Source organism: Paenibacillus sp. NRS-1760, assembly GCF_050467785.1.
GTDB lineage: Bacteria > Bacillota > Bacilli > Paenibacillales > Paenibacillaceae > Pristimantibacillus.
In genome coordinates, this window is record NZ_JBITPK010000007.1 from 402,707 (window position 1) to 428,711 (window position 26,005).

The 26,005-nt window shown below is 38.2% G+C and carries 22 protein-coding genes; 1 reads left to right on the plus strand and 21 read right to left on the minus strand.

Going from position 1 to position 26,005, the window contains the following annotated elements; translation table 11 throughout:
* Window position 1 precedes the first annotated feature (1 nt).
* The 21 genes from ACIFSR_RS05855 to ACIFSR_RS05955 form a co-directional block, all read right to left on the minus strand.
* On the minus strand, window positions 2-1,150 hold the full coding sequence (locus tag ACIFSR_RS05855; protein WP_430055696.1) for a glycosyltransferase: 1,149 nt from the start codon (window positions 1,148-1,150) through the stop codon (window positions 2-4).
* A 5-nt stretch (window positions 1,151-1,155) separates the two neighbouring features.
* Window positions 1,156-2,175 carry a glycosyltransferase family 2 protein gene (locus ACIFSR_RS05860; RefSeq protein WP_430055698.1) on the minus strand — a complete coding sequence of 340 codons (1,020 nt, stop codon included), beginning with the start codon at window positions 2,173-2,175 and terminating at the stop codon, window positions 1,156-1,158.
* An 11-nt stretch (window positions 2,176-2,186) separates the two neighbouring features.
* A complete protein-coding gene (locus tag ACIFSR_RS05865; protein ID WP_430055700.1) occupies window positions 2,187-3,209 on the minus strand; it encodes a glycosyltransferase family 4 protein in 1,023 nt (340 codons plus the stop codon).
* Window positions 3,210-3,800: 591 nt separating this feature from the next.
* On the minus strand, window positions 3,801-4,790 hold the full coding sequence (locus ACIFSR_RS05870) for a hypothetical protein (RefSeq protein ID WP_430055702.1): 990 nt from the start codon (window positions 4,788-4,790) through the stop codon (window positions 3,801-3,803).
* A 279-nt stretch (window positions 4,791-5,069) separates the two neighbouring features.
* On the minus strand, window positions 5,070-5,855 hold the full coding sequence (locus tag ACIFSR_RS05875) for a glycosyltransferase family 2 protein (protein WP_430055705.1): 786 nt from the start codon (window positions 5,853-5,855) through the stop codon (window positions 5,070-5,072).
* 264 nt (window positions 5,856-6,119) lie between these two features.
* Window positions 6,120-7,472 (minus strand): nucleotide sugar dehydrogenase, encoded by a 1,353-nt coding sequence (locus tag ACIFSR_RS05880; RefSeq protein ID WP_430055707.1) that lies wholly within the window; start codon window positions 7,470-7,472, stop codon window positions 6,120-6,122.
* A 396-nt stretch (window positions 7,473-7,868) separates the two neighbouring features.
* On the minus strand, window positions 7,869-8,717 hold the full coding sequence (locus tag ACIFSR_RS05885) for an NAD-dependent epimerase/dehydratase family protein (protein ID WP_430055709.1): 849 nt from the start codon (window positions 8,715-8,717) through the stop codon (window positions 7,869-7,871).
* Between the two features lie 10 nt (window positions 8,718-8,727).
* Window positions 8,728-9,339, minus strand: a complete 612-nt coding sequence (locus ACIFSR_RS05890; protein WP_430055712.1) for a sugar transferase — start codon at window positions 9,337-9,339, stop codon at window positions 8,728-8,730.
* 253 nt (window positions 9,340-9,592) lie between these two features.
* Window positions 9,593-10,225, minus strand: a complete 633-nt coding sequence (locus tag ACIFSR_RS05895) for a hypothetical protein (protein WP_430055714.1) — start codon at window positions 10,223-10,225, stop codon at window positions 9,593-9,595.
* 32 nt (window positions 10,226-10,257) lie between these two features.
* A complete protein-coding gene (locus tag ACIFSR_RS05900) occupies window positions 10,258-12,081 on the minus strand; it encodes a polysaccharide biosynthesis protein (protein ID WP_430055716.1) in 1,824 nt (607 codons plus the stop codon).
* 41 nt (window positions 12,082-12,122) lie between these two features.
* Entirely contained in the window at window positions 12,123-12,815 is a 693-nt protein-coding gene (locus tag ACIFSR_RS05905; protein WP_076268469.1) for a CpsD/CapB family tyrosine-protein kinase, read from the minus strand.
* On the minus strand, window positions 12,796-13,563 hold the full coding sequence (locus tag ACIFSR_RS05910; RefSeq protein ID WP_430055719.1) for a YveK family protein: 768 nt from the start codon (window positions 13,561-13,563) through the stop codon (window positions 12,796-12,798). The genes ACIFSR_RS05905 and ACIFSR_RS05910 overlap by 20 nt, the downstream gene beginning before the upstream one ends.
* A gap of 160 nt (window positions 13,564-13,723) precedes the next feature.
* Window positions 13,724-15,826 (minus strand): S-layer homology domain-containing protein, encoded by a 2,103-nt coding sequence (locus ACIFSR_RS05915; protein ID WP_430055721.1) that lies wholly within the window; start codon window positions 15,824-15,826, stop codon window positions 13,724-13,726.
* Window positions 15,827-15,946: 120 nt separating this feature from the next.
* The gene (locus tag ACIFSR_RS05920; RefSeq protein ID WP_430055724.1) at window positions 15,947-16,732 is read right to left on the minus strand and encodes a tyrosine-protein phosphatase; all 786 of its coding nucleotides are present in this window, start codon (window positions 16,730-16,732) and stop codon (window positions 15,947-15,949) included.
* Window positions 16,733-16,927: 195 nt separating this feature from the next.
* Complete coding sequence (locus tag ACIFSR_RS05925; RefSeq protein WP_076268473.1) at window positions 16,928-17,905, minus strand: diaminopimelate dehydrogenase; 978 nt, start codon at window positions 17,903-17,905, stop codon at window positions 16,928-16,930.
* A gap of 33 nt (window positions 17,906-17,938) precedes the next feature.
* On the minus strand, window positions 17,939-19,198 hold the full coding sequence (locus tag ACIFSR_RS05930) for a Glu/Leu/Phe/Val family dehydrogenase (protein WP_339206385.1): 1,260 nt from the start codon (window positions 19,196-19,198) through the stop codon (window positions 17,939-17,941).
* A 326-nt stretch (window positions 19,199-19,524) separates the two neighbouring features.
* Entirely contained in the window at window positions 19,525-20,454 is a 930-nt protein-coding gene (locus ACIFSR_RS05935; RefSeq protein WP_430055728.1) for a DMT family transporter, read from the minus strand.
* A gap of 95 nt (window positions 20,455-20,549) precedes the next feature.
* Window positions 20,550-21,623 (minus strand): ABC transporter substrate-binding protein, encoded by a 1,074-nt coding sequence (locus ACIFSR_RS05940; protein ID WP_430055731.1) that lies wholly within the window; start codon window positions 21,621-21,623, stop codon window positions 20,550-20,552.
* Complete coding sequence (locus ACIFSR_RS05945; RefSeq protein WP_076268477.1) at window positions 21,623-22,423, minus strand: ABC transporter permease; 801 nt, start codon at window positions 22,421-22,423, stop codon at window positions 21,623-21,625. Before ACIFSR_RS05945 ends, ACIFSR_RS05940 begins: the two co-directional genes overlap by 1 nt.
* The gene (locus ACIFSR_RS05950) at window positions 22,407-23,225 is read right to left on the minus strand and encodes an ABC transporter permease (RefSeq protein WP_430055735.1); all 819 of its coding nucleotides are present in this window, start codon (window positions 23,223-23,225) and stop codon (window positions 22,407-22,409) included. The genes ACIFSR_RS05945 and ACIFSR_RS05950 overlap by 17 nt, the downstream gene beginning before the upstream one ends.
* Window positions 23,215-24,324, minus strand: a complete 1,110-nt coding sequence (locus ACIFSR_RS05955; protein ID WP_076268479.1) for an ABC transporter ATP-binding protein — start codon at window positions 24,322-24,324, stop codon at window positions 23,215-23,217. The genes ACIFSR_RS05950 and ACIFSR_RS05955 overlap by 11 nt, the downstream gene beginning before the upstream one ends.
* 201 nt (window positions 24,325-24,525) lie before the next feature.
* Here ACIFSR_RS05955 and ACIFSR_RS05960 point away from each other — a divergent pair, with 201 nt between their 5' ends.
* Complete coding sequence (locus ACIFSR_RS05960; protein ID WP_430055738.1) at window positions 24,526-25,962, plus strand: PTS mannitol transporter subunit IICB; 1,437 nt, start codon at window positions 24,526-24,528, stop codon at window positions 25,960-25,962.
* The last annotated feature ends 43 nt before the right edge of the window (window positions 25,963-26,005 follow it).

Below are 26,005 nucleotides of genomic sequence, written 5' to 3' on the forward strand. Positions count from 1 at the left end.
ATTACTCCTTTATAGGAATACTAAAACCGATTACTTTTAATTCATCATTTATAAGATGATTTCCACACTTATTTAACATAAATTCAGACCCAATTTTTGTTTTTTCAACAAATTCGGCGTAGTTATTATATATACTATCAAAAGCACTAATAAAATCATTTATATCATTACATAAGAATCCAAAATCTTTTGTTACAAACTCTGGCATTGCAGTATTATTGGAAACAATCGGTATTAAACCACTAGCTACAGCTTCACACATTGATACTCCTTGAGCATCCTGCCTAGTTGGTGATAAAAACACTCCATGTTCTCTATGAATTTTTGAAATTTCAGATTGATTAAGAAATCTTTTAAATATATGCACGTTTTTGAATTGTTTTAGAGGCCTTAGTGTCTTATTAAATAAATACCCATCTCCATAAAAGTTGAATGTCAAATTTTCGAAATAAGATTTTTCAGACAATTTCAATATCAATTTTACAGAGATATCATTAGCATATTTTCTACTTGTATATGGTCTAATACTTAAAATTTTCAAATGATGTTTTTCAGTTTTTCTATGGTAATTAAATAAATTATCGTCAATAACATTTGGTATTATTTCATATCTATTTTGATTCAATATTGTTTTAGTATCTATTTCTAAAATTTCCTTCATCCAGTTAGACACAAAAATATATTTAATATTTAATTCATCATTCAGTATTAGTTTTCTCAAAAAACTCAATTGCTTAGTATTAAAATAAATATATTTTAAAAAGCTAAGAAAAGATTTAATATTAGGTCTTAAATTAAAAATTCGCCTTTTCCAAGATAAGGCCTCAGCACCGTGAACCCATACATATATTTCGAAGTTTTCTTTTACCGATCTAATTGCTTTTATCATATGAATGTCGACAAAATGAATAAAGATTTTAGCTTTTGAATTATCTAATAGTATTTGTTGAATATTTGCACCATTTCCTTCATAAACAATTACATTTTCATATTCATACTTTTTTAATATTTTATGTTCTGGTCTTAGAATGATTACAATACCCAAGTGACCTTTTTCTAAATAACTAACTACTCTTCTATGCACAAATCCATTATTATAAAGATTATTTTTACTTGGATAACCATTTGTTATTACAATAAAATCATTCATGATTGCTATCCTTTCAATTGCATGTTTAAATATGTTTTATATAGAAATTTAACAAAAACACTGGGGAAAAAATATATTACAAAACATGATACTTTTTCTTTGATATTCAATTTAGAAAACAATACTATATCTAATAAAATCGATAATCTACTCTTGTTTATATATTTTACTGAATCATCCAGAAGTTTTCTGAACTTACTTTTAAAGTTCTCTTTAGAATCATACCGATACAATAATAAACCTTGGGAGAATAAATTCATATATAATCTGATTTTAAAATATCCTTCGAACTTATCATACAACTTATGTTTTTTTAGTAAATCTTTCAAATATTCTAGCTTGATAATAGTTCTTTCAAATATATAATATTCATATCTCTTAGATTTGCTTCCTATTCGTTGGTAATAGTAGTAATAATTATTATCAACAGTTGAAACTGAATTACAATATAGCAAATATTCTAATATAAACACTTGATCTTGACCGCTAGTAACTTCGATTGGACAATGTATATTATTTTCTTTAATAATATTCGACTTAAAAATTTTATCACACATTAAAACTGTTAATGTACTCTCCCCAATAAAATATTCTTCAAAAATAACATCATCAGTAAACAAACTTCTAGATGTTTTACTTTTCACTTCAGTTAAATCATCATATACTTTCGTATGACCACATATAGCTAAATCCGATTTATTTTGTATTAAACTTTCATATAAGCTTTTTACAAAATCCTCGTGAACATAATCATCGGGATCAACAAAAATAATATATTCACCAGTTGATAGATTAATTGCGTTATTTCTGGCTATACTAACACCCTGATTATCTTGATTAGTTACAATCAGCCTTTTGTCTATATTTAAAAATTCCTTAGCTATTTCTAAAGTACCATCTGTGGAACCATCATTCACTATGATAATTTCTAAATTGTTATAGGATTGCTTTAATAATGACTCCAGGCACTTTCCTATATACTTTTCAACGTTGTAGCTCGGTAAAATAACGCTGATTTTCTCCACAACATCCATCCTTATTTCTGCAGTTTAATTATTTCTTTTGCTACTCTTTGATAATTATAATACTCAAAAAAACTCTTCAGGTCGGAATTCACATAAGCGTCTAAACCCATTAAATTTTCAAACTCTTCTCTTAGATATTTATAGTTATTAATATCAATACATAATACTTCATTAAAACCATTTAAAAATTCCACTTGTCCACCCGTATTAGGACAAATGATCTTGCATTTCTTCAAAAGAGCTTCCAAAAAAACTAAACCAAAAGGTTCATGTTGATTTAGAGATATAAAAATATCTGTTTTCTCCAAAAACTCCAACGTTTCTTCTCTTGATTTTTGCCCAACAAATCTAATTTTTTCATTACTATATTTCATTTCCAGCATTTCTTTTTCAGGACCATTACCTATAATCGTCAAATTAGTGGATCCGTTAAATTGAGAAATAAAATTAAAAATTTCACATACCTTATCAATATTCTTTTCTTTTACTAATCTACCTACAAATAAAAAATTTAGATTTTCATTTTTCGGTTTCTCGAAATCTACAAATTCTTCTTTAAGTCCGATATGAATTGTTTTATCGCACTTTATTCCATATATTTCAGTATTAATACACGAAGTAAACGCACTATTACTCACAAAGAAGTCAGAGTACTTCCGAAATTGTTTAAATGCTGTATTTAGCAACCACTTTTTATAAATCTTATATCGATAAGTTGGAAATCCATGAATGAAGTGTATTACCTTTGTGTTAGGTATACGTTTTTTAATTGTTTTGTTTAAAATTCCATACCACATTGATGAAATTACAATATCCGGATTAAAATCTATCAAGCACTTTAATATATTTTTCCTATTAAGAAAAAAATCATTTTTATCAAAATACTTTATGGTTTTATCCGTTGTTTTAATATTTGTTATTATAAGTACTTCATCCCCATTTTCTAAAAATCCATTTCTAAGACCTTCATTAAAAGTAGCAACACCTCCAAAATGAGTTTGATTTATTACAGGGCCCAATATACATATTTTCATTTTATTCGCCTCTATTGCTTTGTATTTATTCACAATAAATTATTCAAGATTCTTCACGTCCATATAATGATATGAAATCCTTATATATATTAATTGGATCAGACATACGCTGGACCCCTTGAAATCAAAAAAATTTTAGTGAGTATGTCCCAGCGTGCGATAATTAAGATTATTAATAATAAGAATTCAATCTTTTTCTAGGGTATGAGTTGGATGGGAATAGTTAAGCGTAAGCTAATACATCATCTTAGCTTCTGATCCAATGGCCCCACAGCAAATAATTAGTGTAAGTAGTGAATCTGACTTCATGAGACTTGAAATCAATATCTGTTTTTTTCTATTAACTGTCTGTTTCTTTTTCAATATTTCACTGGACCTCGATTAAGAAGTACATAATTAAATCAATAGGTACATACTCAAAATTGATGAAAATATATCTCTTGATCGTATGATTCAAGATTCCTAACGAGATTACAATTTACTAATATTTCAACAAACGCTTAGTAATTCATCCTTAATCAACATTAATAAATTTATAATTTTCTCTCAAATTTACACGGGTTTTACTTTCAAATAATATAACGAAAAATATTAATGTCTCAGTTTTGTTTTCACCATTTTTTCACTAATTAAATAGTTAGCAATAAATACCAATAAAACTGATCCTTGAGCTATAGTAAACTGTTCAAAAATATCATAAAAAAGAATAGATAAAATTATTTTAACACCTAAATAATCTTTCCCAATAAATAATTTTCCGATTATTTTTTTCATTAAAATACTATGAATTAAAAAATAAATAATACCTAATTGAATTAATATTCTCAAGTATGAATTATCAGCTGAAATTATTAATCCATCTCGTGTTAGTCCTTTTGAATATCCAAATAAGTTAACACTGTGATTTACTAGGAACTCATAATACATATGTGGTCTATTATTCAAAAATGAATTTAATATTGTCTCATGTAAAAATGCAATTAATAAGCTGAAAACAAAGAACACTAAAAACATTCTAGTAACAATTGGTTTTAAGAAACTTAATACTTTATCATTTAGAAACAATAAGAACAGAAAAAACAAATAAGCAAATAATACTGTTCTTGAATCAGTAAAGTAATTTACACATATAATTAATAATAAAGAAATAGTTATTACTTTTTTATTTTTATTATACAGATATGCTAGAGCTATCAATATATCAAAAACCATCATGCTAGCGGTATTAGGATTAGTGAATCCTAAAGTGAATCTTGTTCCTCTTACATAATCATAAATTATATTATTACTATTTAATTCAAACAGAAAACTAGAAATTATTATTATTAAAACAATAATCAGTTTGCTATATGCGTATGTTTTTATATTTTTATTACCATCACCATATGCGGATAATGCAAGAACAAAAATCACAAAATTTATTACAGATACATCCCCAATAATTAGAACTAAAAATAATATAAAATATAATACTAATAATATATTCATTTTTGTTTTAAATAAAAACAAAAACACAAGTAAATTAAAACAAGCTGTAAAGGTCTTGAGTAGATTAATATAAACAGCATATTCACCCGTCATATCAAAGACCCTTGGAAAAATGACTGTGGAAGTTAAAAATAGTATTATCGTTATATATCTGCTTATATCTAACAAGTCCAAGCTATATAATTTTTGCTTTGGATATGTAAAGGTATTCATATATAATCCCTTTCTCGACACCTTAAAATCTAGAAAAAATTCTAATTATAATTGCATTGTTTTTTAATAAAACTAAAATTCGCATAAAGCATGTATTTTCGCCGAATCCTCAAAGCTGTTTTTTCATTCATAAGTTCCATGAAAGCTAAAAGTTATAATCTACTTAACTAATTTAATTTTTATATATTTTTTCAACACTGAGCTCAATACATGTCGGAAAGTAAAATAAATAGAGTTTACCTTGTTCTCACCAACAAACCGAAATACTTTATAAGTCATTCTCAATGTTTTAATCTTATTACCTGATTTAGAACTACGAGAAATCCTATAAATAAGTAATGGTTCATTAATTCCATATGCGAATTTTTCAATTTTTAATACTTTTAACCAGACTGCATAATCCTCATGCATGCTATCATCTTCCATTTTAATATTACTAAAAAATAATTTACTTATAAGAACAGATGAACATGATATTACATTATGGTTTCTTAAACTCTTATATGACACCTTTGAAGGTACTTCAAATACACCTTTATAAGAATTACCTTCTTCATTTATAAAAGAGGATCCTGTAAACAAGAATTTTGCATCACATCGTTCTGCAACAATCATTTGTTTTTCCAGCTTAGAACTGTCCCATAAATCATCGCTATCTAAAAAGGCAATCCATTCACCCTTTGCTATCGAAATCCCTCTATTTCTTGTAGCTGATACACCTTTATTCTCCTCATTTTTATAAAAGTGTATGCGATTATCTAAATCAGAGAATTCCTCAACTATACTTACCGTGTTATCCTTTGATGCATCATCTATTACTATAAGTTCCCAATTATTATATGTTTGTGAAAGAACCGAATTTATAGCTTTATCCACAAATTTCTCACAGTTATACGCCGGCATAATGATACTAACTAATTTTTTTCCTTTAGGAAATTCGCTCACACCAATGCCTCATTTCAATTTTTACAATCGCAAATAATTATTTATTAAAAATTCTTTTTAACTCTTCTTAATTTCATCTACTTTTCCGCTTTATTTCATCCATAAATTTCAGTGAAGCTTATTCATCTTTTTCCCCTTTGAATATTTATGCTCTTCCAAATTGATAATGCCTAAGGTTTACTAATTAGATATATTCATCATTTCTAACCTAACCTTACTAAATAACAGATTCATTATAAAAAGCTAATACCAAGAACTTATACTCTACACCGTTTCATGTACTTTTTTTATAAGGGGGGAACCTAATTTCACTATTTTTGAGTCATCAAAGTTTTTAAATGCATTTCTGGTATCTATGATAAGTTTAGAATATCTTACAATATCGATATAATTATAAGAGCTATGATTAGTTAACAATAAAATACAATCATAGATACCTAACTCTTCATATTTAAAATTAATTGAATCAACACTATTATTATGAGCATCCTTGAAAGTTTTTGCATGAGGGTCATTGAAATCGATAAACGCTCCATTACTTTGTAATAATTCAAAAACTTCCAAACTGGGCGATTCCCTCAAATCATCTACATCAGGCTTATAGGCCATCCCTAATATTAAAATCTTAGATCCTCTTATTGATTTACTTGTACTATTTAAAGCCTCACTTACTTTAGCTAACACGTAATACGGCATATTTTTGTTCGTTTCTTGTGCTAACTCAATAAATCTACTATAAAAATTTGATTCCTTTGCTTTCCATGATAAATAAACTGGATCCAAAGGAATACAATGTCCACCTATTCCTGGCCCAGGCGTAAATTTCATAAAGCCAAAAGGTTTTGTATTCGCAGCTTCTATTGTTTCCCAAATATTAACCCCTATTCTGTCACACAACATTGCCATTTCATTTATAAATGCAATATTTATACTTCTAAAAGTGTTTTCCAAAAGTTTACTCATTTCCGCTACTTTTGTTGAAGAAACAGGTACCATTTGATTAATTACTTTTCCATACAAATTAATCCCTAGCTCCGTACATCGAGATGTTGTACCACCTAATACTTTAGGAGTGTTTTGAGTAGTGTAAGTTTTATTACCAGGATCAACTCTCTCTGGTGAGAAACATAAAAAATAATCTTCACCCACCTTGTAACCATAATTCTCTAGTTTTTTTTCGATTAATTCCTCTGTACTGCCTGGATAAGTAGTGCTTTCTAACGTAATCAATATACCTTTATGCATCTCATTTATAATTTCGTTTACCGCAGATTCAATATATGACATATCTGGTTCGTTAGATTTTGTTAATGGTGTAGGTACACAAATACTTATACAATCTACATCGTTTATCAAGGAAAAATCTGCGGTTGGAATAAAATTTCCATTCTCAATTACTTCTTTTAATTCATCTTCCTTTACATCCATAATATATGAATTACTATTTATTAATTGTTCAATCTTATTAGTGTTTAAATCAAAACCAATAACATTATATCCAGCTTTCGCAAATTCAATTGCTAATGGCAAACCAACATACCCTAATCCAATTACACCTACTCGAGCTGTTTTATTTAAAATTTTATAGTTAAGTGAATCAAATAGTAGTGTCGTCATTTATAATCTCCTTAATATCTTTTTTTTGACACCGTTAATTTCAAATTTTCTTTGTAATTAACTAATTATGTTATTTAACACGTGGGAATTCCGAATCAAATTAACTTTTATTCTGGAATTACCTAAAATACAAATGTATTCGTTAAAGTTTTCTTCGTTAGTAACATTAATTAAAAATAGTATAGTTAGAGACAGGAGTTATAAGTTGCTTAGCATAAAGAAAACCTAATTTTCATATTTTCAAAAAATCAACTATACAGAGGCTAGATGTCAGATGTCAGATCTACTCTAAAACATTCCTTCAATAAAATAGAAATTTATCTGTAAAATCCAATTGTGAAATACAGTTTGTATGTATCTTCAGGTTATTCCTCACTATACAATTTTAGTTATCTTTTATGCCTCCGTTAACTTTATAGATTCCTCAAAGCCAATATAATTACATTTTTGTATCGTTGAATATTCCGACATTTTTTTCTCATACACTAGATCCCCAAAAACCTTATTGATCGTACTTACAGTTAGAAACCTTAACAAGGGGTTAAATAATTTAGTCACCCTGATTCTTTTTCCATGTGATTCCGCTATAATCCTAACTAATTCTGTAGTATTAACGTATTCATTATTTTGCGGGAAAAATATCCCCTTACTTCGATCATCTATTAATAATCTTAAAAATTCACATAAATTATCTATATAAATCATACTTCGTTTATTATCTATAGCAGGAAACATAGGTGCTCTCAATGCAGCTTTTACTAGTTTAGGATAATTACCTCCACAATTTTTCCCATAAACCATTGGTGGACGAACAATAGAAATATAAAACTTATTACTACTTAATTGTGATATTAACCTTTCAGCTTCTAACTTGGATTTTCCATATCCACTTTTTGGGTTAAGGTTAGTATTTTCATTAATTACACCATTTTGCACTCCGTAAACACTCATTGAACTTAACAATATAAATTGATTTACACCATCATTTTTTGCTTTATTTGCAACTTCATATGCTAAGTCTCTATTTACTTTGTAGTAAAGTTCTTCTATTATTGGTGTCTCCTTAACATGAGCAATTCCAGCCGCATGTAAAACAACGTCATAAACCGATAAATCCATTGTCTTCCAACAATCATTTCTCAAACTAATGCAATCTACTAAATATCTTTCAGAATAATTAGTTAGCCACCTCTCTAGGCTCTTTCCAATGTAGCCATTAACCCCTGTTATCATGATTTTCTTCATATTGACATTGTCACCTATTCTTCAGTTTTCTCTTTGATCCAATCCCACCTTCAACAACCCCATCACTCTTCAGAACGCTTACAATAGTTGTAAAGAAACATATAATATCCATTTTTAAGCCTATCATTTCAACATATTCACCATCGAGCTTTGCTTTCACTTCAATACTCAGCTCATCTCTTCCATTAATCTGTGCCCAACCTGTTAACCCTGGTGGAATAGCATTCGCTCCATACTTATCGCGTTCGGCAATAAGATCAAATTGATTCCACAATGCAGGACGAGGTCCTATAATTGACATCTCACCAACAAGAATATTCCATATCTGAGGCAACTCATCCAAACTAGTTTTTCTCAAGAATTTACCTACCTTTGTGATATACTGATCCGGGCTTTCTAGTAAATGTGTTGGTGTATCCCTTGGCGTATCTATCCTCATAGTACGGAATTTTAAGATATTAAAATAAGTCTTATTAATACTGACTCTTTTTTGTTTGAAAAGTACTGGACCATTTGAATCTAACTTAATCGCAATTATAAGAATTATAAATATCGGTGATAATATAGTAAAACCTATTAAAGAAATTATGATATCTAAAAGCCTTTTAATTATTACATACATATTAACTACCCCTGAAAGTTAATTGTTTTCAATATATTGATAGACCTTTGAACGGTTACTTTAGTCACTTTATACTTCCCGTATTCTAAATAAATAGATACAGGCATTAAATTTGACCACCTAATGCTCTCCTTTGTTCAATATATTAGTTCTTTTATTTATGAATCAATTAGAAGTCAGTATCTTATAGAGTTACTAATTCCTCAGTTTTGTGTTAATTAATAAGCACTGGAATTACAATTTTTAACGTGTTTCACTTTTTACTAATAACCTCTTCATAAGATTTACCTTGACTTACCCCATACTTCTTAGCAATCTTAATCAACTCGTCATATTGATCTGGTGATAACTTATCGAGTATGATACTCCGAGCCTTTTTCTTCTCCTCGCCGCTCATTCCACCGCTAGCAAGGGCCTGCAGCTCTTTTATATCCGACATGCTAAGCTCTTTGAGCAATACAGTTGAAACTTGTGCCTTCTCAGATACCGTTATTTTTTCTTGAAGATCCTTTGCTTTTTCTAGCGATACCTCAGGGTTATAATCATCCTTTGATTTTTCACCCTCTATGGATTCATTCGAACTGCTATTGTTTTTGTTAGAATCTCCCGGCTCTGTCTTACCATCATTATTTGTAGATTTAGGATCCGTTTTACCCGTATCAACCGTTGAAGAAGGATCATCCTTCCCTGTCGTATCCGTACCCTGCTCATCTGTCTTCGTCTCGGGAGTTGTCACCTCGTTTAACAAATCACCCTCAATGTCAGCAGCCAACGTAGAAATAAGCTTATCCACAGCATAATTAGCTGCAAATAAGCCCCCTACTCCTAGTATGACAATGATTGATGCGACCCAAATTAATATCTTCTTCCACTTTTTCTTACGCATGTGTAATCTCCTCCGTTATGGTAATCTGTCTGCTAAGATACATGTGAATAAAAAGGAACAAGATGCTCGATAACATCTTTAATTGTCGTTTGATTATCTCCAATGGCTTTCTCAATTCTTTTGAATTGAAGCTCGAGTTCTACTCTATTGATTTGTGTTGGCTTGCCTATGTAAATCCGCTCATGTTGTGTGGATGACACTGCTTCTTCATCCGTTAGCAGTTCCTCGAACAGCTTCTCGCCTTCGCGCATACCGCTAAAGTTAATTTCGATATCTATATTCGGTTCATAACCTGATAACCGAATGAGATCCTGTGCTAGATCAAGAATACGAACCGGTTCTCCCATATCTAGAACAAATATTTCTCCACCTTTGGCAAATGATCCCGCTTGAATAACGAGCTGAACCGCTTCAGGTATTGTCATAAAATATCTGACCATGTCTGGATGTGTAACAGTAACCGGACCGCCTGCAGCAATTTGCTGCTTGAACCTTGGAATAACGCTTCCACGGCTTCCTAGTACATTACCGAAACGTACTGCCACGAACTGGGTCTCACTTATTGTATTAATACTTTGTATGTACATCTCTGCAATTCTCTTGGTCGCTCCCATAATGCTCGAAGGATTAACGGCTTTGTCGGAGGAGATCATGACGAACCGTTCCGCTTTATATTTATCCGCGCAATCAGCTACGTTCCTCGTACCGAATACATTGTTCTTAACTGCCTCCGATGGATTTCGTTCCATAAGCGGCACATGCTTATGGGCTGCTGCATGGAATACAACTTGCGGCCTAAACCTACGGAATACATCATCTAAACGGCTTCGATCTTGAATGTCCGCTATTACCGTTTCCAAATGCACATTTGGGAATTTCGTCTTAAGCTCCATCTCAATCGTATAGATACTATTCTCACCGTGTCCAAGCAGAAGCAAAGTTTTAGGCTTAAATGAAGATATCTGCCTGCATAACTCTGATCCAATTGAACCTCCAGCACCAGTTACCAGAACAACTTTATCGGATACATAATTGGCTATACCCTCTAAATCTGTCATAACAGGTTCTCTACCTAGCAAATCTTCTACTTCCACATTGCGTAAAGCCTTAACTGCGAGGCGCCCTTTGATAAAATCATTAATAGACGGGATAATCTTGACCTTTGCTCCGGTCAGCTTGCAAATATTAATAATTTCCGTTATATGCACTCGCTTTGCAGAAGGCATCGCGATAATAATGTCATGGATGTGATGTTTATGTACTATCTCTTCAATGTTCACCCTAGTTCCCAGAACTGATAAACCGACTACCTGCATATTGCGTTTATGTGGATCATCATCAATAAACCCTACTATACGATTGCCTAAAAAGCTGTTGCTTGTCATGATTTCCTTTGCAATTAACGCCCCACAATCTCCAGCGCCAACAACAAGTACATTGTTTGTCAAAGCGGTCTTTTTGGTTCTGTTTACTCGGATTAAGCGCCAGAGGAACCGCGAGCCTCCCATTAATAGCAGCATGAGTTCAAGTGTTCGAGAGCTAATGGAGATAGGGACTCGTTCCCCATTTAATGCATAGGTTGCTCCGTACGATAAAACAAGTCCAATCACTATGGCTTTGGCTAGCTCAATAATTTCACCAATACTGGCATATTGCCACATTCGTCTATACATTCGAAAAAAGGCTAAGCTGCTGCCGCATATAATGGTGGTTAAACATGCGAATTCGAGCATTTGTCTCACGTAGATGGGAGGGATGTTTCCGTTAAAACGAAAGAGATAGGATACCCCAATCGCTATCCATATAATACAAATATCTACCACCAGTATGACCAGCATTCTATTTCTATTACTCAACTAACTCATCCCTCCGCCAAAAGACATCTACTTGTATTTTTTCATTTTTCTTGAACACCATAATAATAGTAGTAAGCCTCTTCATTTGCCTTACGCTTCACGTTATTCAGCACTACTCCCAAAATACGCGCATTTACACTCTCAAGGTTTTTTACAGCTTTGCTGGCAATATCCCGCTTTACTTTTCCTTGATCAACGACAAGAATTACGCCATCACTTTTCGTAGCTACAATCTGTGCATCGGTTACTGCAAGCAGCGGCGGCGTATCAATGAGCACAATGTCATACATTTGTCTAAGCTGCTCAATTGTTGCCGTCATCCGCTTTGAACCCATCATCTCTGCCGGGTTTGGCGGTATGGCGCCTGATGTAATCACATCTAGATTAGGAATGTCTGTAACTTGTATTCCTTCCTCGAGCGAGCACTGCTGTGAAATAATGGACGACAACCCATAACGATTAGAGATAGAGAATGTATGATGGGCAGTAGGCTTACGAAGATCGGCATCAATAAGAACAACTTTCTTCTCGGATTGCGCGAAAGTGACAGCCAGATTCGTTATCGTTGTCGACTTCCCCTCACCAGGGCCTGCTGAAGAGACCATTAGCACCTGTAATTTCTCATCTATTGATGAGAACTCTATGTTCGTCCTCAGAGCGCGATAGGATTCTGATATGGGAGAACGAGGATTCGTTAGCGTAATGATCTGACGCTTATTTTTCAATCGAGACACCCTCTAATTCACCTGCCTTGTAAGTTTGAGTTGTTTTGCTGGTTTGGCTAGAATTAGCATCCTCCGTATTCATTCTTGAGATCATAGCAAGCGTGGGCTGACCCAAAAACTGCAGCACATCTGCTTCGGTTTTAATCGTGTCATCCATATACTCAAGTAAGAATGTAATACCTACAGCAATCATTAAAGATACGATAAACGCGATCGCGACATTAAGAGGAACGTTTGGTGAAACCGGACTTGGCTGCGCATCAACAACAGCTTCATTCAGAATCGATACATTCTCTACTTTAAAAATATGCTGGATTTCTTCGCGGAAAACATTCGACACCGCATTGACAACCTGTGCTGCTTGCTTATAATCCACATCTTGCACAACTAATGTCATGACCTGTGTATTATTTACAGAGCTAACCTGGATTTTACGTGATAGCTCAGTCGCAGTTAACCCAAGCTGTGGATATTGCTCAGCCACTTTATCCAATATAGCTGGTGTTTTAATAATCTCTTTGTACGTATCGATCATTTTAATATTGGAGTTGATTTGATTAAGATCAAGCTGGCCGGTTGCCATTTGTGTCGTCGTTTGATTTACGATTATTTTAGTAGATGCCTCATAGACCGGGTCTTTAAAAAACATACTTATAACGGCCGCAGCTGCTGTACAGAGGAAAACAAATACTACTATTAGCGCCAATCTCTTCTTTATGATTGCCATATACTGTCGTAAGTCTAGTTCGTTAGACATGCATATTCCTCCATGGGATATAGTTATTTAGAACGAGAATATAATCCTCAAGAACTATACCTTACTACGTAATAATCTATAATCTTACATTATCCTACATATTCCCGAAAAAAATCTTCCTCTCATCCACATGAGAGGAAGATTTTATATATATTTTTACTTAGTTATCGAAATTTAGTGCACGGTAAATAATTACTGCTGCCTCTGCACGAGTCGCATTGTTATTTGGCAAGAACTTGCCTGCATTTCCAACTACGATTTTGTGAGTTGCCGCAAATGCAACGCCATCTTTTAATGACGCATTAATTTTTCCAGCGTCCGCAAAGTCTTTTAGTGCAGCATTTACATCAGCTACGTTAGAAGCGCCTTGCGAAACTTTCAATGCGCGAGCGATCATCGTTGCCATCTCAGCACGAGTAATCGTTGCATTTGGATCAAATTTAGTATCTGAACGGCCGTTAATGATTTTGAGTTGTGCTGCAGCAGCCACGTATGGTGCATACCAAGCAGCTGAATCGACATCAGCAAAGCCTTCTGTAGCCGAACCATTCTCAAGATCAAGAGCACGGATAAGCATTTTTGCGAATTCAGCGCGAGTTACTTTGTCCTTCGGTGCAAATTGACCTTCTGATTTACCTTCGATTGCACCTTTTGCAGCTACAACGCTAATTTCGCGACCAGCCCATGCTTCTACAGAAGCAATGTCTTTGAACGAAACTTTGTTTTCTACAACCACATAAGAGGAGAACGAATCACGAGATTCGATAATAGAGTTGCCCGATACACGTCCACCGTGGAATACTAGCTTGCCATCAACGATTTTCGCTACGGAAAGAAGCTCTTTATCAAGACCCGTTGTATCGCCCAGTGGAATGCTGATTACGATCGGTTGATCGAATGAAGTTTTTGCAGTACCGCCAACCGTTAGGTTGAAGTCATAAACTTCAGACACTGATTTCAGTGTGCCTACAACGTCAGCAGATACATCGCTCTTCTTAATAGTAAGACCAATTGCAGAAGAGAATGAACCGCCTACAGGAACAGTTACTTCAAATTTGCCAATCGTGAAAGTTGCACCGGATACATTTCCAGCTGCCGCAGCTTTAACCACTGCATCGGAAAGGTTCAAAACAACATCCTTTTGTGATACTTCACCAAGATTGATTTGCAAAGCAGTCTTCGCAAGTGCAGAAGCTGGTGCTAGTTCTTTTACCTTAGAAGCAACCGTGTTAATACCAGCAATTGCTGACAATACACTCTTCTCATCCAATTGAAGAACAGCTTGTCCATTTACTGTAGTAACACTTGAAGCTGCGCTGATTGCTGCAAGCTTAGCAATTTCTGCTTTTGCATCAGCAACAAATTTAGTAATAATAGCAGCTTTCTCAGCATCAGTTGCTTTATCTAGCGCTGCTTTCAAATCGTTTAGCAATTTGTCAGTTGATTCAGGAAGCGGTGTAGTTGGTGTTACTGTGCCTGGATTACCAGGAGTGATAGGAGTAGTCGGATTCAAATATTGATAAGCTTTGAACAAAGATCCTGCCGCAGCAACGAATGTAGCATCTTTATCTACAGCTTCTCTTGCACGTGACAACACGCCAATGACATCATCTTTAGTAATACCGAAATTTGTAAGCAATACTTGTGCTTTATATTGTTTAGTCGACAATTCGTTCAGAACGCTTTGCATTAATTGCTTAACACTGTCTTTATCAGTCAAAAGAGCGAGCAAGCCATCCAGATCCTTTGACCCTACTTGCTTAACCAATTCTTTCTGAACATCGAAGAAATACAGCGCAATGTCATCGATTTTAAGATCGGACACCTTTCCACGATCAGCAAAGGTTTGAAGCAGCGTACCATACTTTGCATGCAATTCCTCAAGCCCTTTTACCGTTGGACCGTAAGACCAATCTATTGCATCCAAGAAAAGGCCTTCCAATTCTGTTTCTTCTTCATCCGAAGGATTTAGTTTCTCTACGATCGGATTAACGATATCGCCTTGCTTATGAATATCTAAAGAACTAAGTGCATCTTGCAGCGCTCTTACATTAGCCCAACCGCCTGTCGCTTTGAGTGCTTCATCTAGTTTCTTCGCTTCAATAACAAGAGCGGAATCCGCCAATGACGAAGATGCATAAACAACCCCATTTACTCCAAGCTTCTCTGCCAAACCTTTGCTACTTAGCGGAATGCCAGCGAAAGCCGTAAGGGCTACGCTTGCCGCAATTGTAGAAACTGCTAATTTTTTTCTTAGTGTCACTTTCTTCACTCCTAATTATATGATAATAGTTGCACTCATCTAATAGATGAATGACTAATAACGCCATTAAAAACATTTTCAGTATGCGCTTTCTTCAACTTCCAATCATTCTAGCGCGCACTATTTTTTGTAGAAATAGGAAATAAAACGACGCAAAACCCCGTCTGAAGAAACTATAGTAATAGGCTGGTTATGTATAGGTTTGTCGTCTAACACAGACTGAGCGTTGGATTGCAAATAGGTAACCCACTGTTCTCCCATCCGCCTCTCAATGGACGCGTAGGCTTCGCCCAGACGAAAACCACGGCGCTCAATATGATGAGCATCGGAAGATACAAAATGAATATGGCCCGCCTTCAATAATGACCATGCGGACTGTTCAATGCGCTTACCAAATCCCCCAAGCAGTGAGTGGGTCGTAACCTGTGCGAATGCGCCTGCTTCAATAAGCTCAGCTAATCGATCGGGGTGCTTCACAACTTCTGCATTTCTTTCTGGGTGAGCGATAATCGGTTTCAACTTCAATACATTAAGCTCATGCACGAGCTCAATCATCGCCTTCGGAATACGGGAGGATGGCATCTCAATCAATACATAACTAGAGCCGGCTAAGGGAAGCAATTCTTTTCTATGCCAAGCATCGAGCAGATCATCATGAACGCGAATTTCTTGACCTGTATGTATAGCAATAGGCACACCCGCAGCTATTAACTGTTCGTTAATAGAGAGAGTGTGCTTAGCTACGTCGATTGCTGTATTGGTATAGGTTCCATTGGCATGGTGCGGAGTGGCGATGATCGTTGTAATTCCCTCTGATACAGCTGCCCGGGCCATATTCAGAGTATCATCGAAACTTGCCGCACCATCATCCAATCCAGGTAAAATATGCGTATGGATGTCTATCATGCTGAGTTCACTTCCTAGTAGAAATTACCTGTTAGGTAGGTTTGAACCTATTCTACCATAGGAAAATGGATCTTTCAGCACTTCTCCCTATAATTCGACAGTAATTACTCTCACTTTTTCATTATATCCTACTATTTCCAAAAGTGTAAGTAAAAAAATGTAAAATGGAGGGGAATGTTCAGAAAAGTTTCAGAGCTATAGAAGCTCTTTACGCAGTTCTGCTGCGGATTTTGGTGAAAGGTAGCCGTATGGAATGTCGAATACGGTTTTGGCTCCAGACTGTCCTTCACGAGCAAATTTATAAGCTGCTCTAGCATAAGCAACAAGCACGCTAGCCGTGAATTCAGGGTTGCTGTCAAGCTTCAAACCGAACTCGATAATTTGAGTGCTGTTCTCGCCTGTTTTGCCACTGCGAAGCACCATACCACCGTGAGGCATTGTGGAATGTTCGGCTTTCAATGTTGCTTCATCAATGAAATGAACCGTCGTATTATAATCAGAGAAATAGTTCGGCATCGTACGGATTTCCTCAGCAATTGCGTCTTGATCAGCACCCTCTTCTGCTACGATGTAGCAGTCGCGGACGTGCTTCTCACGCGTTGTAAGCTCTGGATTTTCACCGTTACGAACTCGCGCTACCGCCTCTTCACTAGGAATGGTGTATTGAACGCCGTTCTTCACACCTTTCACGCGGCGAATGGCATCTGAATGGCCTTGGCTTACACCTTTGCCCCAGAATGTATATTCCTTGCCTTCTGGCAATATTGCCTCAGCAAGCAAACGATTCAATGAGAACAAGCCTGGGTCCCAGCCTGTGGATATTACACTTACTTTATTGCTCGTTTTGGCAACTGCATCTACCTGATCAAAAAATTCAGGAATACGCGCATGCGTATCGAAGCTGTCAACCGTATGGAACAAGCGGGCAAAAGCAGGAACCTGCTCCGGCAAATCTGTTGCTGAGCCGCCGCAAAGAATCATAACGTCGATATCATCGACAAAGCGCTCAGCGTCTTCAATTTTATATGCTTTTGTTTCAGACGGAATAGATGCTGGGTCTCTGCGAGTAAATATCGCATCCAATCTCATATCCGCACTTTGTCTAATTGCAAGCTCTACGCCGCGTCCAAGATTGCCGTAACCAACAATACCGATGCGAATCTGTTCTGTCATGACGCCGCCACCTCTTCTTGTTTTATAAAAGTATTAGATCCAGCCTCTAGCTTCCATTGCTGCTGCGATCCGTTTGATCGAAATCATATAAGCAGCTGTACGAAGGTCAGTGTCATGTTCCTTAGCAAGATCACGAACAGCTACGTAAGAAAGAATCATATTCGTCTCAAGCTTCTCAAGAACCTCTGCTTCGCTCCAGTAGTAGTTAGCCAAGTTTTGTACCCACTCGAAGTACGAAACCGTAACGCCGCCTGCATTTGCAAGTACGTCTGGAATAACTGTGATGCCGTGGCTCCAAAGTACGCGATCCGCTTCTGGTGTTGTTGGTCCGTTTGCAGCTTCTGCAACGATTTTTGCTTTAATGCGATCTGCATTTTTAGCTGTAATTACGTTTTCTAGAGCAGCTGGCACCAAAACATCAACATCAAGCTCAAGCAAATCTTCATTAGAAATATAGTACTTCTCGCCATACTCACGGATGGAAGTCGTATCCTTTAGTATGGAGATCTGTTCGATATCCAATCCATTCGGATCGTAAATTCCGCCTCTGGAGTCGCTGACTGCTACAACTTTAATGCCTGCTTCGCTAAGCAAACGAGCAGCAATGCGACCAGCGTTGCCGTAACCTTGAATCGCTGCAGTAGCATTTTCAATAGGAATATTCTTATCTTGAAGTGCTGCCAAGATTGTGTACACACAGCCTTGTGCTGTTGCTTCATTACGGCCTTGGGATCCGCCTAGAATAAGCGGTTTACCTGTAATAACGCCAGGTGAGTTAACGCCTTTTAGTCTGCTGTACGTATCCATCATCCAACCCATGATTTGTGGAGTCGTGTATACGTCCGGTGCAGGGATATCTTTGTCAGGACCTACAAAATCAGCGATAGCTTCCATGAAAGCACGGCTAACACGCTCTAGCTCGCCTTTGCTAAGAAGATGTGGATCACAAATAACTCCGCCCTTGCCGCCGCCGTATGGAAGGCCAACAACGCCGCATTTAAAGCTCATCCACATGGAAAGTGCTTTTACTTCATCTAGCGTTACATCGGGGTGAAAGCGAATGCCGCCCTTAGTCGGTCCAATCGCGTCATTATGTTGGGAACGGTAACCTTCGAACACTCGAATTGAGCCATCATCCATACGAACTGGGAAGTTAACCGACAGCACGCGCTTCGGCTGCTTCAAGATGTCTGTAACATGCTTAGGCAATTGTAGATGGGCCGCTGCAGTATCGATTTGCTGTTGTGCGATTTGGTACGGATTTAACGTTTCTTCTACTATACTCACTGTCATTTTAAGTTCAGTCCTTCTTCGTAGAGTCCGACTCCCATTCCATGGATTAGCCGCTTTTTTGATTTTACCTTTTTCATCACTATTTTAAAAGAAAAATTTCGTTATTTAGTGCAAAAATTCTACATTTTTATCCATTGTCATGTTAGGTTTCACGTGATGGGAGTTAGCATAACACACACTGTTCTTTAATAATCCTTTTTATGTAAAAAATAAAAGGGTTTCGCACTAAGTTAGTCTAACTTAGTACGAAACCCTCACATGATACATTTTTATACAATTAGAATTCGATCTCATAAACTAGCAACCACAATTATGAATCACAAAAATTAACCATTCGTCTCTACCGTCTTCACTGACGATTTGCTCCGCGGTTTGCTCTCAATGCTGATCCATATCAGTCCTGCGGCCATACAGCCCGCGCCGCACATTTGCAGCAGCGCGATCTTCTCATCGAACATCACATACCCAGCTACAACAGCCGCCGCCGGAACCGCATAACGGAAAAAGTTAGAGCGCGTTGCGCCAACCTTGAACATACATGCATTCCAAACAACAAAAGCGACAACGGTGCAAATCAATACATTATAGCCAATGGATAAATAATGCCCCGCCTGAAGAGCCGACCAGTCCGTTTGCCCCCAAGCCCCAAAGGTGAGCGGCAGCATAAACAACGACCCAAATGCTATCGTCCATGTGCTTACACGCAGAGCAGAGTATTGCTTCATAAGCGACATGGAGCTTAGATTAAATAACGGACCGACAATGCTGACTCCAAGCGCCATCAAGTTGCCGATCATATTGTCAGAGGAGAGACTGAAGCTTTCACCGCCGCCCAGTATGACGAAGCATACTCCAACGATGGATATCGCTCCGCCAACAATGAGTCTCTTCGTGATGGTTTCGCGCATGAATAAAGGGGCAAACAATGCAGCGAAGATCGGCCACGGCGCTACGTTCAGCAGCGACGCATTGGCTAAGGTCGTATATTTAATCGAGTACATCACCGTAATTTCGAGCAGAGTAATGCCAACCAACCCAATGAGAGCAAGCTTCGGCACGATTCGCCATGGAATGCCCACACTGCCCTCTCTTAGCTTAAGAATGAGAAAGAAAAACGGAATAGCCAATCCAAATCTCAAAAACGAGAAAACGATGGGATTAAACGACTCCATAGCTAACCGCGATATGCCGAAGTTCGCTCCCCACACAACAGCGATTAGTATAAGACCGCCGTAATTCATCCATCTGCTATTCATGCTCTCCGCCCCATCTATTCACATTTGCCGCCTCATCTGGAAATATCTCATCCAGCATAGCATGGGAATCATTAGAAAACCGCTATCTCTTTGGTTTATTTCTTATGCATTTTAAACTCGAGGAACAACTCGTTATAGTGAGCCAGCATTCTTTTGCCAAGGTTATCGTAAACCTCAAGCCTTTCGGTCAGCTCTTCATCTGGGTAAAAACGCTCATCGGTCGCAATCTCCTCAGGCAGCAGCGCCAGCGCCGCTTCATTCGGAGTCGAGTAACCAACATATTCCGCGTTCTGAGCAGCCACTTCAGGGTCCAGCATGAAGTTGATAAATTGATGCGCGCCTTCGATATTTTTGGCCGTCTTCGGAATAACCATATTATCAAACCAAAGATTTGAGCCTTCCTCTGGCACGATATAATCAAGCTTATCGTTCTCATCCATAATTTCCGATGCATCACCCGACCAAACAAGACCGACTGCCGCTTCTTCATTTGCAAGCAGCATCTTGATTTCGTCTCCGACAATCGCCTTCACGTTAGGCGTCATCTGGAGCAGCTTCGCTTTCGCCTCCTGCAAATGAGCCTCTTCCGTATCATTCAGCGAATAACCTAAAGAGTTAAGCCCCATGCCCATAACCTCGCGAGCACCGTCCAGCAGCAGGATCTGGTTGCGCAGACTTTTATCCCACAGATCATTCCAACTGGAGAAAGTCAGGTCCCCGACTAACTCTGGATTGAACACTATTCCGACAGTCCCCCAAAAATAAGGAATGGAATAAGCATTGTCCGGATCAAATGATAAATTCATGAAACGCGGATCGATATATTTTAAATTTGGAAGTTTCGAATGATCGAGCTTTAAGAGCAAACCATCCTCTTTCATCTTGCTAATCGCATACTCAGAGGGAATGCTCACATCAAACGTCGTACCGCCTTGTCCAATCTTCGTCATCATCGCTTCATTCGAATCGAAGGTTTGGTAAATGACCTTAATGCCTGTCTCATCTTCAAAGCGGTCAAGCAGCTCGGGATCAACATAATCGCCCCAGTTGTAAATCGTCAGTGTATTGCTTCCGCTGTAGCCTTCACTATCATTCAAATACGAAGTCAGGTAAATGAGGCCAAATGAAACAACAAACACGATTACGAACATACGCACAAGCTGTGTCATTAGTGCCCCTCCTTGCTTGACGGCTTCATATTTCGTTGATTAATGAAGTAATAACCAACGACCAGAATGATCGTAAATAAGAAAATAAGTGTCGACAACGCATTGATCGATAGCGACACGCCTTGGCGCGCCCGTGAGTAGATCTCAACAGACAGCGTCGAGAAGCCGTTGCCGGTTACAAAAAACGTTACCGCAAAGTCATCTAGCGAATAAGTCAGCGCCATGAAGAACCCTGCGAATATGCCTGGTCTGATGAATGGAAGCACAACGCGCGTCAGCACCTGCCACGAGCTGGCACCAAGATCATGCGCCGCATCAATCAACGTTGAGCTCATTTCCTGCAGCTTCGGCAGCACCATAATAACGACAATCGGAACACTGAACGCAATATGCGACAGCAAGACGGACACAAAGCCCAGCTTGATTCCAATCATCGTAAATAGGATCAGAAAGGACGCACCGATAATAACATCGGGACTTACGATCAATACATTATTGAGCGTCAAAAGCGATTGTTTCGGTCGATTGCTGCGAATGTGATGAATAGCTATCGCACCAATAACACCAAGAATCGTCGAAATTGCAGCGGACAGCAGCGCAATAACGAACGTGTTCAGGACAATGATGAGCAAACGCGTATCCGCGAAAACCTCTTTGTAATAATCAAGCGTGAAGCTCTCGAAATTACGCATCGAGCCGCCGCTATTGAACGAATAAAACATTAAATAGAAAATAGGCGCATAGAGTACTGCAAACACGAGTACGAGATAGATGTTCGACCATTTATTTTTTCCGCGCATCTGCCGCACCTCGCTTTCGATTGCCAGTTAACAGCATCATCGCCGCCATTGCTAGAATCAAGAACACAGCAATCGTCGAACCCATACCCCAGTCCTGCGTCACGAGAAAATGCTGCTCGATTGCTGTACCTAGCGTAATAACCCGATTGCCGGCAATAAGCCTCGTAATCATGAACAAAGATAATGCAGGTATAAATACAGCCATACAGCCGGACTTCACACCACTGATCGTTAGCGGAAAAATAACACGCAGGAACGTCGTCCACGCGGATGCGCCAAGATCACGCGCCGCATACACAAGCGTCGGGTTCATTTCCTCCAATGCATTGAAGATCGGCAAAATCATAAAAGGAATAAAGATATAAACTGATACGAAAATAAAACTAAAGTCCGTAAACAAAATTTGCTGTTTCGGAATGCCGATCGCTTCCAGTACGGAATTTGCAAAGCCGTATGTACCGAACAAGCCAATAAACGCATAAGCCTTTAGCAGCAAATTGATCCAGCTAGGCAGTATAATAAGCAGCAGCCAGAGCTGTTTATGCTTAGTTTTTGTCAATAAATAAGCAGCCGGATACGCGACAAGCAATGATATTGCGGTTATCAGAAACGCGTACCAGAAGGAGCTAAGCGTCATTTTCATATAAACCGGCGTAAAGAACTTCACATAATTGTCCAGCGTGAAGTTGCCCTCTACATCAAAGAAGGAGTAATAGGCAATTAACACGATCGGCGCTATAACAAATAACACAATCCAAGCCATATACGGTATGAGATAAAAACTACGTGATTTATTCGACATCTGCGGCCTCGCTGTATGCTTCAAGACGCTTATCGAATTCTTCTTCCGTTTCACCTAGTCTCATAACATGGATGGCTTCTGGGTCAAAGGTTAATCCAATCTGCTCCCCTACTGTAGCTTTGCGAGTGGAATGGACAAGCCACTCATTTCCTGATTCATCGTAACAGCAAATCTCGTAATGTACGCCGCGGAACAATTGCGAATCTACACGCACTTGCAGCTTACCATTCTCTGATGAAGTAATTTCCAAATCCTCTGGCCTGATTACAATATCAACAGCCTCATTTGGCGTGAGCCCTTGATCGACGCATTCAAATGAACGACCAGCGAACTCCACCTCGAAGTCGCGTGCCATTCGGCCTGGTACAATATTGGATTCACCAATAAAATCCGCAACAAAGCGATTGATCGGCTCATCGTAAATATCTGTTGGCGTTCCACTTTGTTGAATTTTTCCTTCATTAATAACAAATATTTCGTCAGACATCGCCAGCGCTTCCTCTTGGTCATGCGTAACAAATATAAATGTGATGCCAAGTCGGCGCTGCAACTCGCGCAGCTCGTACTGCATTTCCGTGCGAAGCTTAAGGTCAAGCGCAGATAACGGCTCGTCCAGCAAAATAATTTCCGGTTCGTTCACGATCGCCCGCGCGATGGCAACACGCTGCCTCTGACCGCCGGACATTTCCGAAATCTCCCGTGATTCGTAACCATCCAAGTTGACGAAACGAAGCGCATCCTTCACTTTATTCGTCACGTCCGCATTTTTCATCTTCTTGATTCGCAGGCCAAAGGCAACATTCTCGAACACATTAAGATGAGGAAAAAGAGCGTAATCCTGGAAAACCGTATTCACTTGACGTTCATTCGCAGGAACCCGGTTTATCACTTTATTATGGAAATAGATTTGACCCTCTGAGGGCTCAGTGAAGCCAGCTATTAGCCGGAGCACCGTCGTCTTGCCGCAGCCGGACGGACCAAGCAGCGTATAAAATTTGCCTCGCTCTATTGTAAAGCTGACATCTTTGAGGACAGCAGCAGCATTATGAGCATATTGTTTTGTCACATGTTCAAAACGAATAATCGTTTGGTCTTGCATATCGCATTCCCCTTTGCAGTTTTAGAAGAAACAATAGTGATTATACAGCATCCCCGAAAATCAGCAATACTAAAAGGAAAAATGATGTCAACAATGCTCATGACGCAACCTGTTTTTCAATTCATTGAATATGAAAGCGCTATACATTACGATTAATTCAGGTTCAGTTAGTGAACATTATTATAAATTGGAGGTTTAAGCATGAGTAAACTGACATCCGAGCAACCGGTATCCGGCGGAGTTAAAGTTTCCGTACAACGATTTGGTCGTTTCCTAAGCGGCATGGTCATGCCGAATATTGGCGCTTTTATTGCATGGGGACTCATTACGGCACTATTTATACCAACAGGCTGGTTTCCGAACGAAAGTCTAGCAACACTTGTTGGACCGATGATTACCTACTTGCTCCCTATACTCATCGGCTATACCGGTGGTCAAATGATTCACGGCGTACGCGGAGGCGTAGTCGGCGCAATAGTCACACTCGGCGTTATTGCTGGGGCGGACATTCCAATGTTCCTCGGAGCCATGATCGTTGGCCCGCTAGCCGCATGGGTGCTGAAGAAATTCGATCATTCTATTGAAGGAAAGATTCCTTCAGGCTTTGAAATGCTCATCAACAATTTCTCGTCCGGCATTATTGGCGGCGGTCTTGCACTGATTGCCTTCAAAGGAATCGGGCCGGTCGTAGCCGCATTAAGCAAAGTACTTGCTTCAGGTGTGGAATGGCTGATCAACACAGGTTTCCTGCCGCTTGCGAACATTTTGATCGAGCCAGCTAAAGTACTGTTTCTCAACAACGCGATTAACCACGGCATACTAGGTCCGCTCGCGCTGGATCAAGCATCACAAGCCGGCAAATCCATCATTTACATGCTGGAATCCAACCCAGGACCTGGTCTTGGCATTCTGCTTGCTTATTGGGTATTCGGAAAAGGAATGGTTAAGCAATCGGCGCCAGGCGCTGTTGTCATTCATTTCTTCGGCGGTATTCACGAGATTTACTTCCCGTATATTCTAATGAATCCGCGTTTGATTATCGCAGCTATCGCTGGGGGTGTCGCTGGTACATTCACCTTCTCCATCTTCGGAGCTGGCCTTGTTGCCGCGCCATCACCGGGCAGCATTATCGCCTATATCACCATGACGCCAAAAGGCGGACTACTAGCAATGCTAAGCGGTGTAGTCGTCGCAACAATCGTTTCCTTCCTTGTCTCTGCTGTTCTTCTTAAAACAAGCAAGCAGGCAGGAGATAACGACAACGAGCTTGAGCTCGCTGCACAAAAAGTTCAGCAAATGAAAGCTGAGTCCAAAGGCAATGCTGCTTCACCTTCCGTAGAACAAGTACAGCTAACGAAAGAGCAAGTGAACAAAATTGTATTTTCCTGCGATGCAGGTATGGGCTCAAGCGCGATGGGAGCTTCCATATTGCGCAAAAAAATAAATGCAGCTGAGCTGCCGATTACCGTTATTAACACGGCGATCAACGATATTCCAGGCGATGCCGACATCGTTATCACCCATAAAACATTGACTGACCGCGCACGCCTAAAGGCGCCTAACGCAGAGCATATTTCCATTGATAATTTCCTTAAAAGTCCAGAGTATGACTTGCTCGTACAAAGACTAAGTTCATGACTTCATACTTAACGCTGACAGTTTACTGTCGGCGTTAAGTCCA

Coding starts and splice junctions, on each gene's coding strand:
- ACIFSR_RS05885 (WP_430055709.1), bottom strand. CDS start 8,717: ATGAAGAAAATCATGATAACAGGGGTTAATGGCTACATTGGAAAGAGC.
- ACIFSR_RS05855 (WP_430055696.1), bottom strand. CDS start 1,150: ATGAATGATTTTATTGTAATAACAAATGGTTATCCAAGTAAAAATAAT.
- ACIFSR_RS05870 (WP_430055702.1), bottom strand. CDS start 4,790: ATGACGGGTGAATATGCTGTTTATATTAATCTACTCAAGACCTTTACA.
- ACIFSR_RS05925 (WP_076268473.1), bottom strand. CDS start 17,905: ATGACAGAACAGATTCGCATCGGTATTGTTGGTTACGGCAATCTTGGA.
- ACIFSR_RS05880 (WP_430055707.1), bottom strand. CDS start 7,472: ATGACGACACTACTATTTGATTCACTTAACTATAAAATTTTAAATAAA.
- ACIFSR_RS05935 (WP_430055728.1), bottom strand. CDS start 20,454: ATGAATAGCAGATGGATGAATTACGGCGGTCTTATACTAATCGCTGTT.
- ACIFSR_RS05940 (WP_430055731.1), bottom strand. CDS start 21,623: ATGACACAGCTTGTGCGTATGTTCGTAATCGTGTTTGTTGTTTCATTT.
- ACIFSR_RS05960 (WP_430055738.1), top strand. CDS start 24,526: ATGAGTAAACTGACATCCGAGCAACCGGTATCCGGCGGAGTTAAAGTT.
- ACIFSR_RS05910 (WP_430055719.1), bottom strand. CDS start 13,563: ATGTCTAACGAACTAGACTTACGACAGTATATGGCAATCATAAAGAAG.
- ACIFSR_RS05955 (WP_076268479.1), bottom strand. CDS start 24,324: ATGCAAGACCAAACGATTATTCGTTTTGAACATGTGACAAAACAATAT.
- ACIFSR_RS05895 (WP_430055714.1), bottom strand. CDS start 10,225: ATGCGTAAGAAAAAGTGGAAGAAGATATTAATTTGGGTCGCATCAATC.
- ACIFSR_RS05930 (WP_339206385.1), bottom strand. CDS start 19,198: ATGACAGTGAGTATAGTAGAAGAAACGTTAAATCCGTACCAAATCGCA.
- ACIFSR_RS05890 (WP_430055712.1), bottom strand. CDS start 9,339: ATGTATGTAATAATTAAAAGGCTTTTAGATATCATAATTTCTTTAATA.
- ACIFSR_RS05865 (WP_430055700.1), bottom strand. CDS start 3,209: ATGAAAATATGTATATTGGGCCCTGTAATAAATCAAACTCATTTTGGA.
- ACIFSR_RS05920 (WP_430055724.1), bottom strand. CDS start 16,732: ATGATAGACATCCATACGCATATTTTACCTGGATTGGATGATGGTGCG.
- ACIFSR_RS05950 (WP_430055735.1), bottom strand. CDS start 23,225: ATGTCGAATAAATCACGTAGTTTTTATCTCATACCGTATATGGCTTGG.
- ACIFSR_RS05945 (WP_076268477.1), bottom strand. CDS start 22,423: ATGCGCGGAAAAAATAAATGGTCGAACATCTATCTCGTACTCGTGTTT.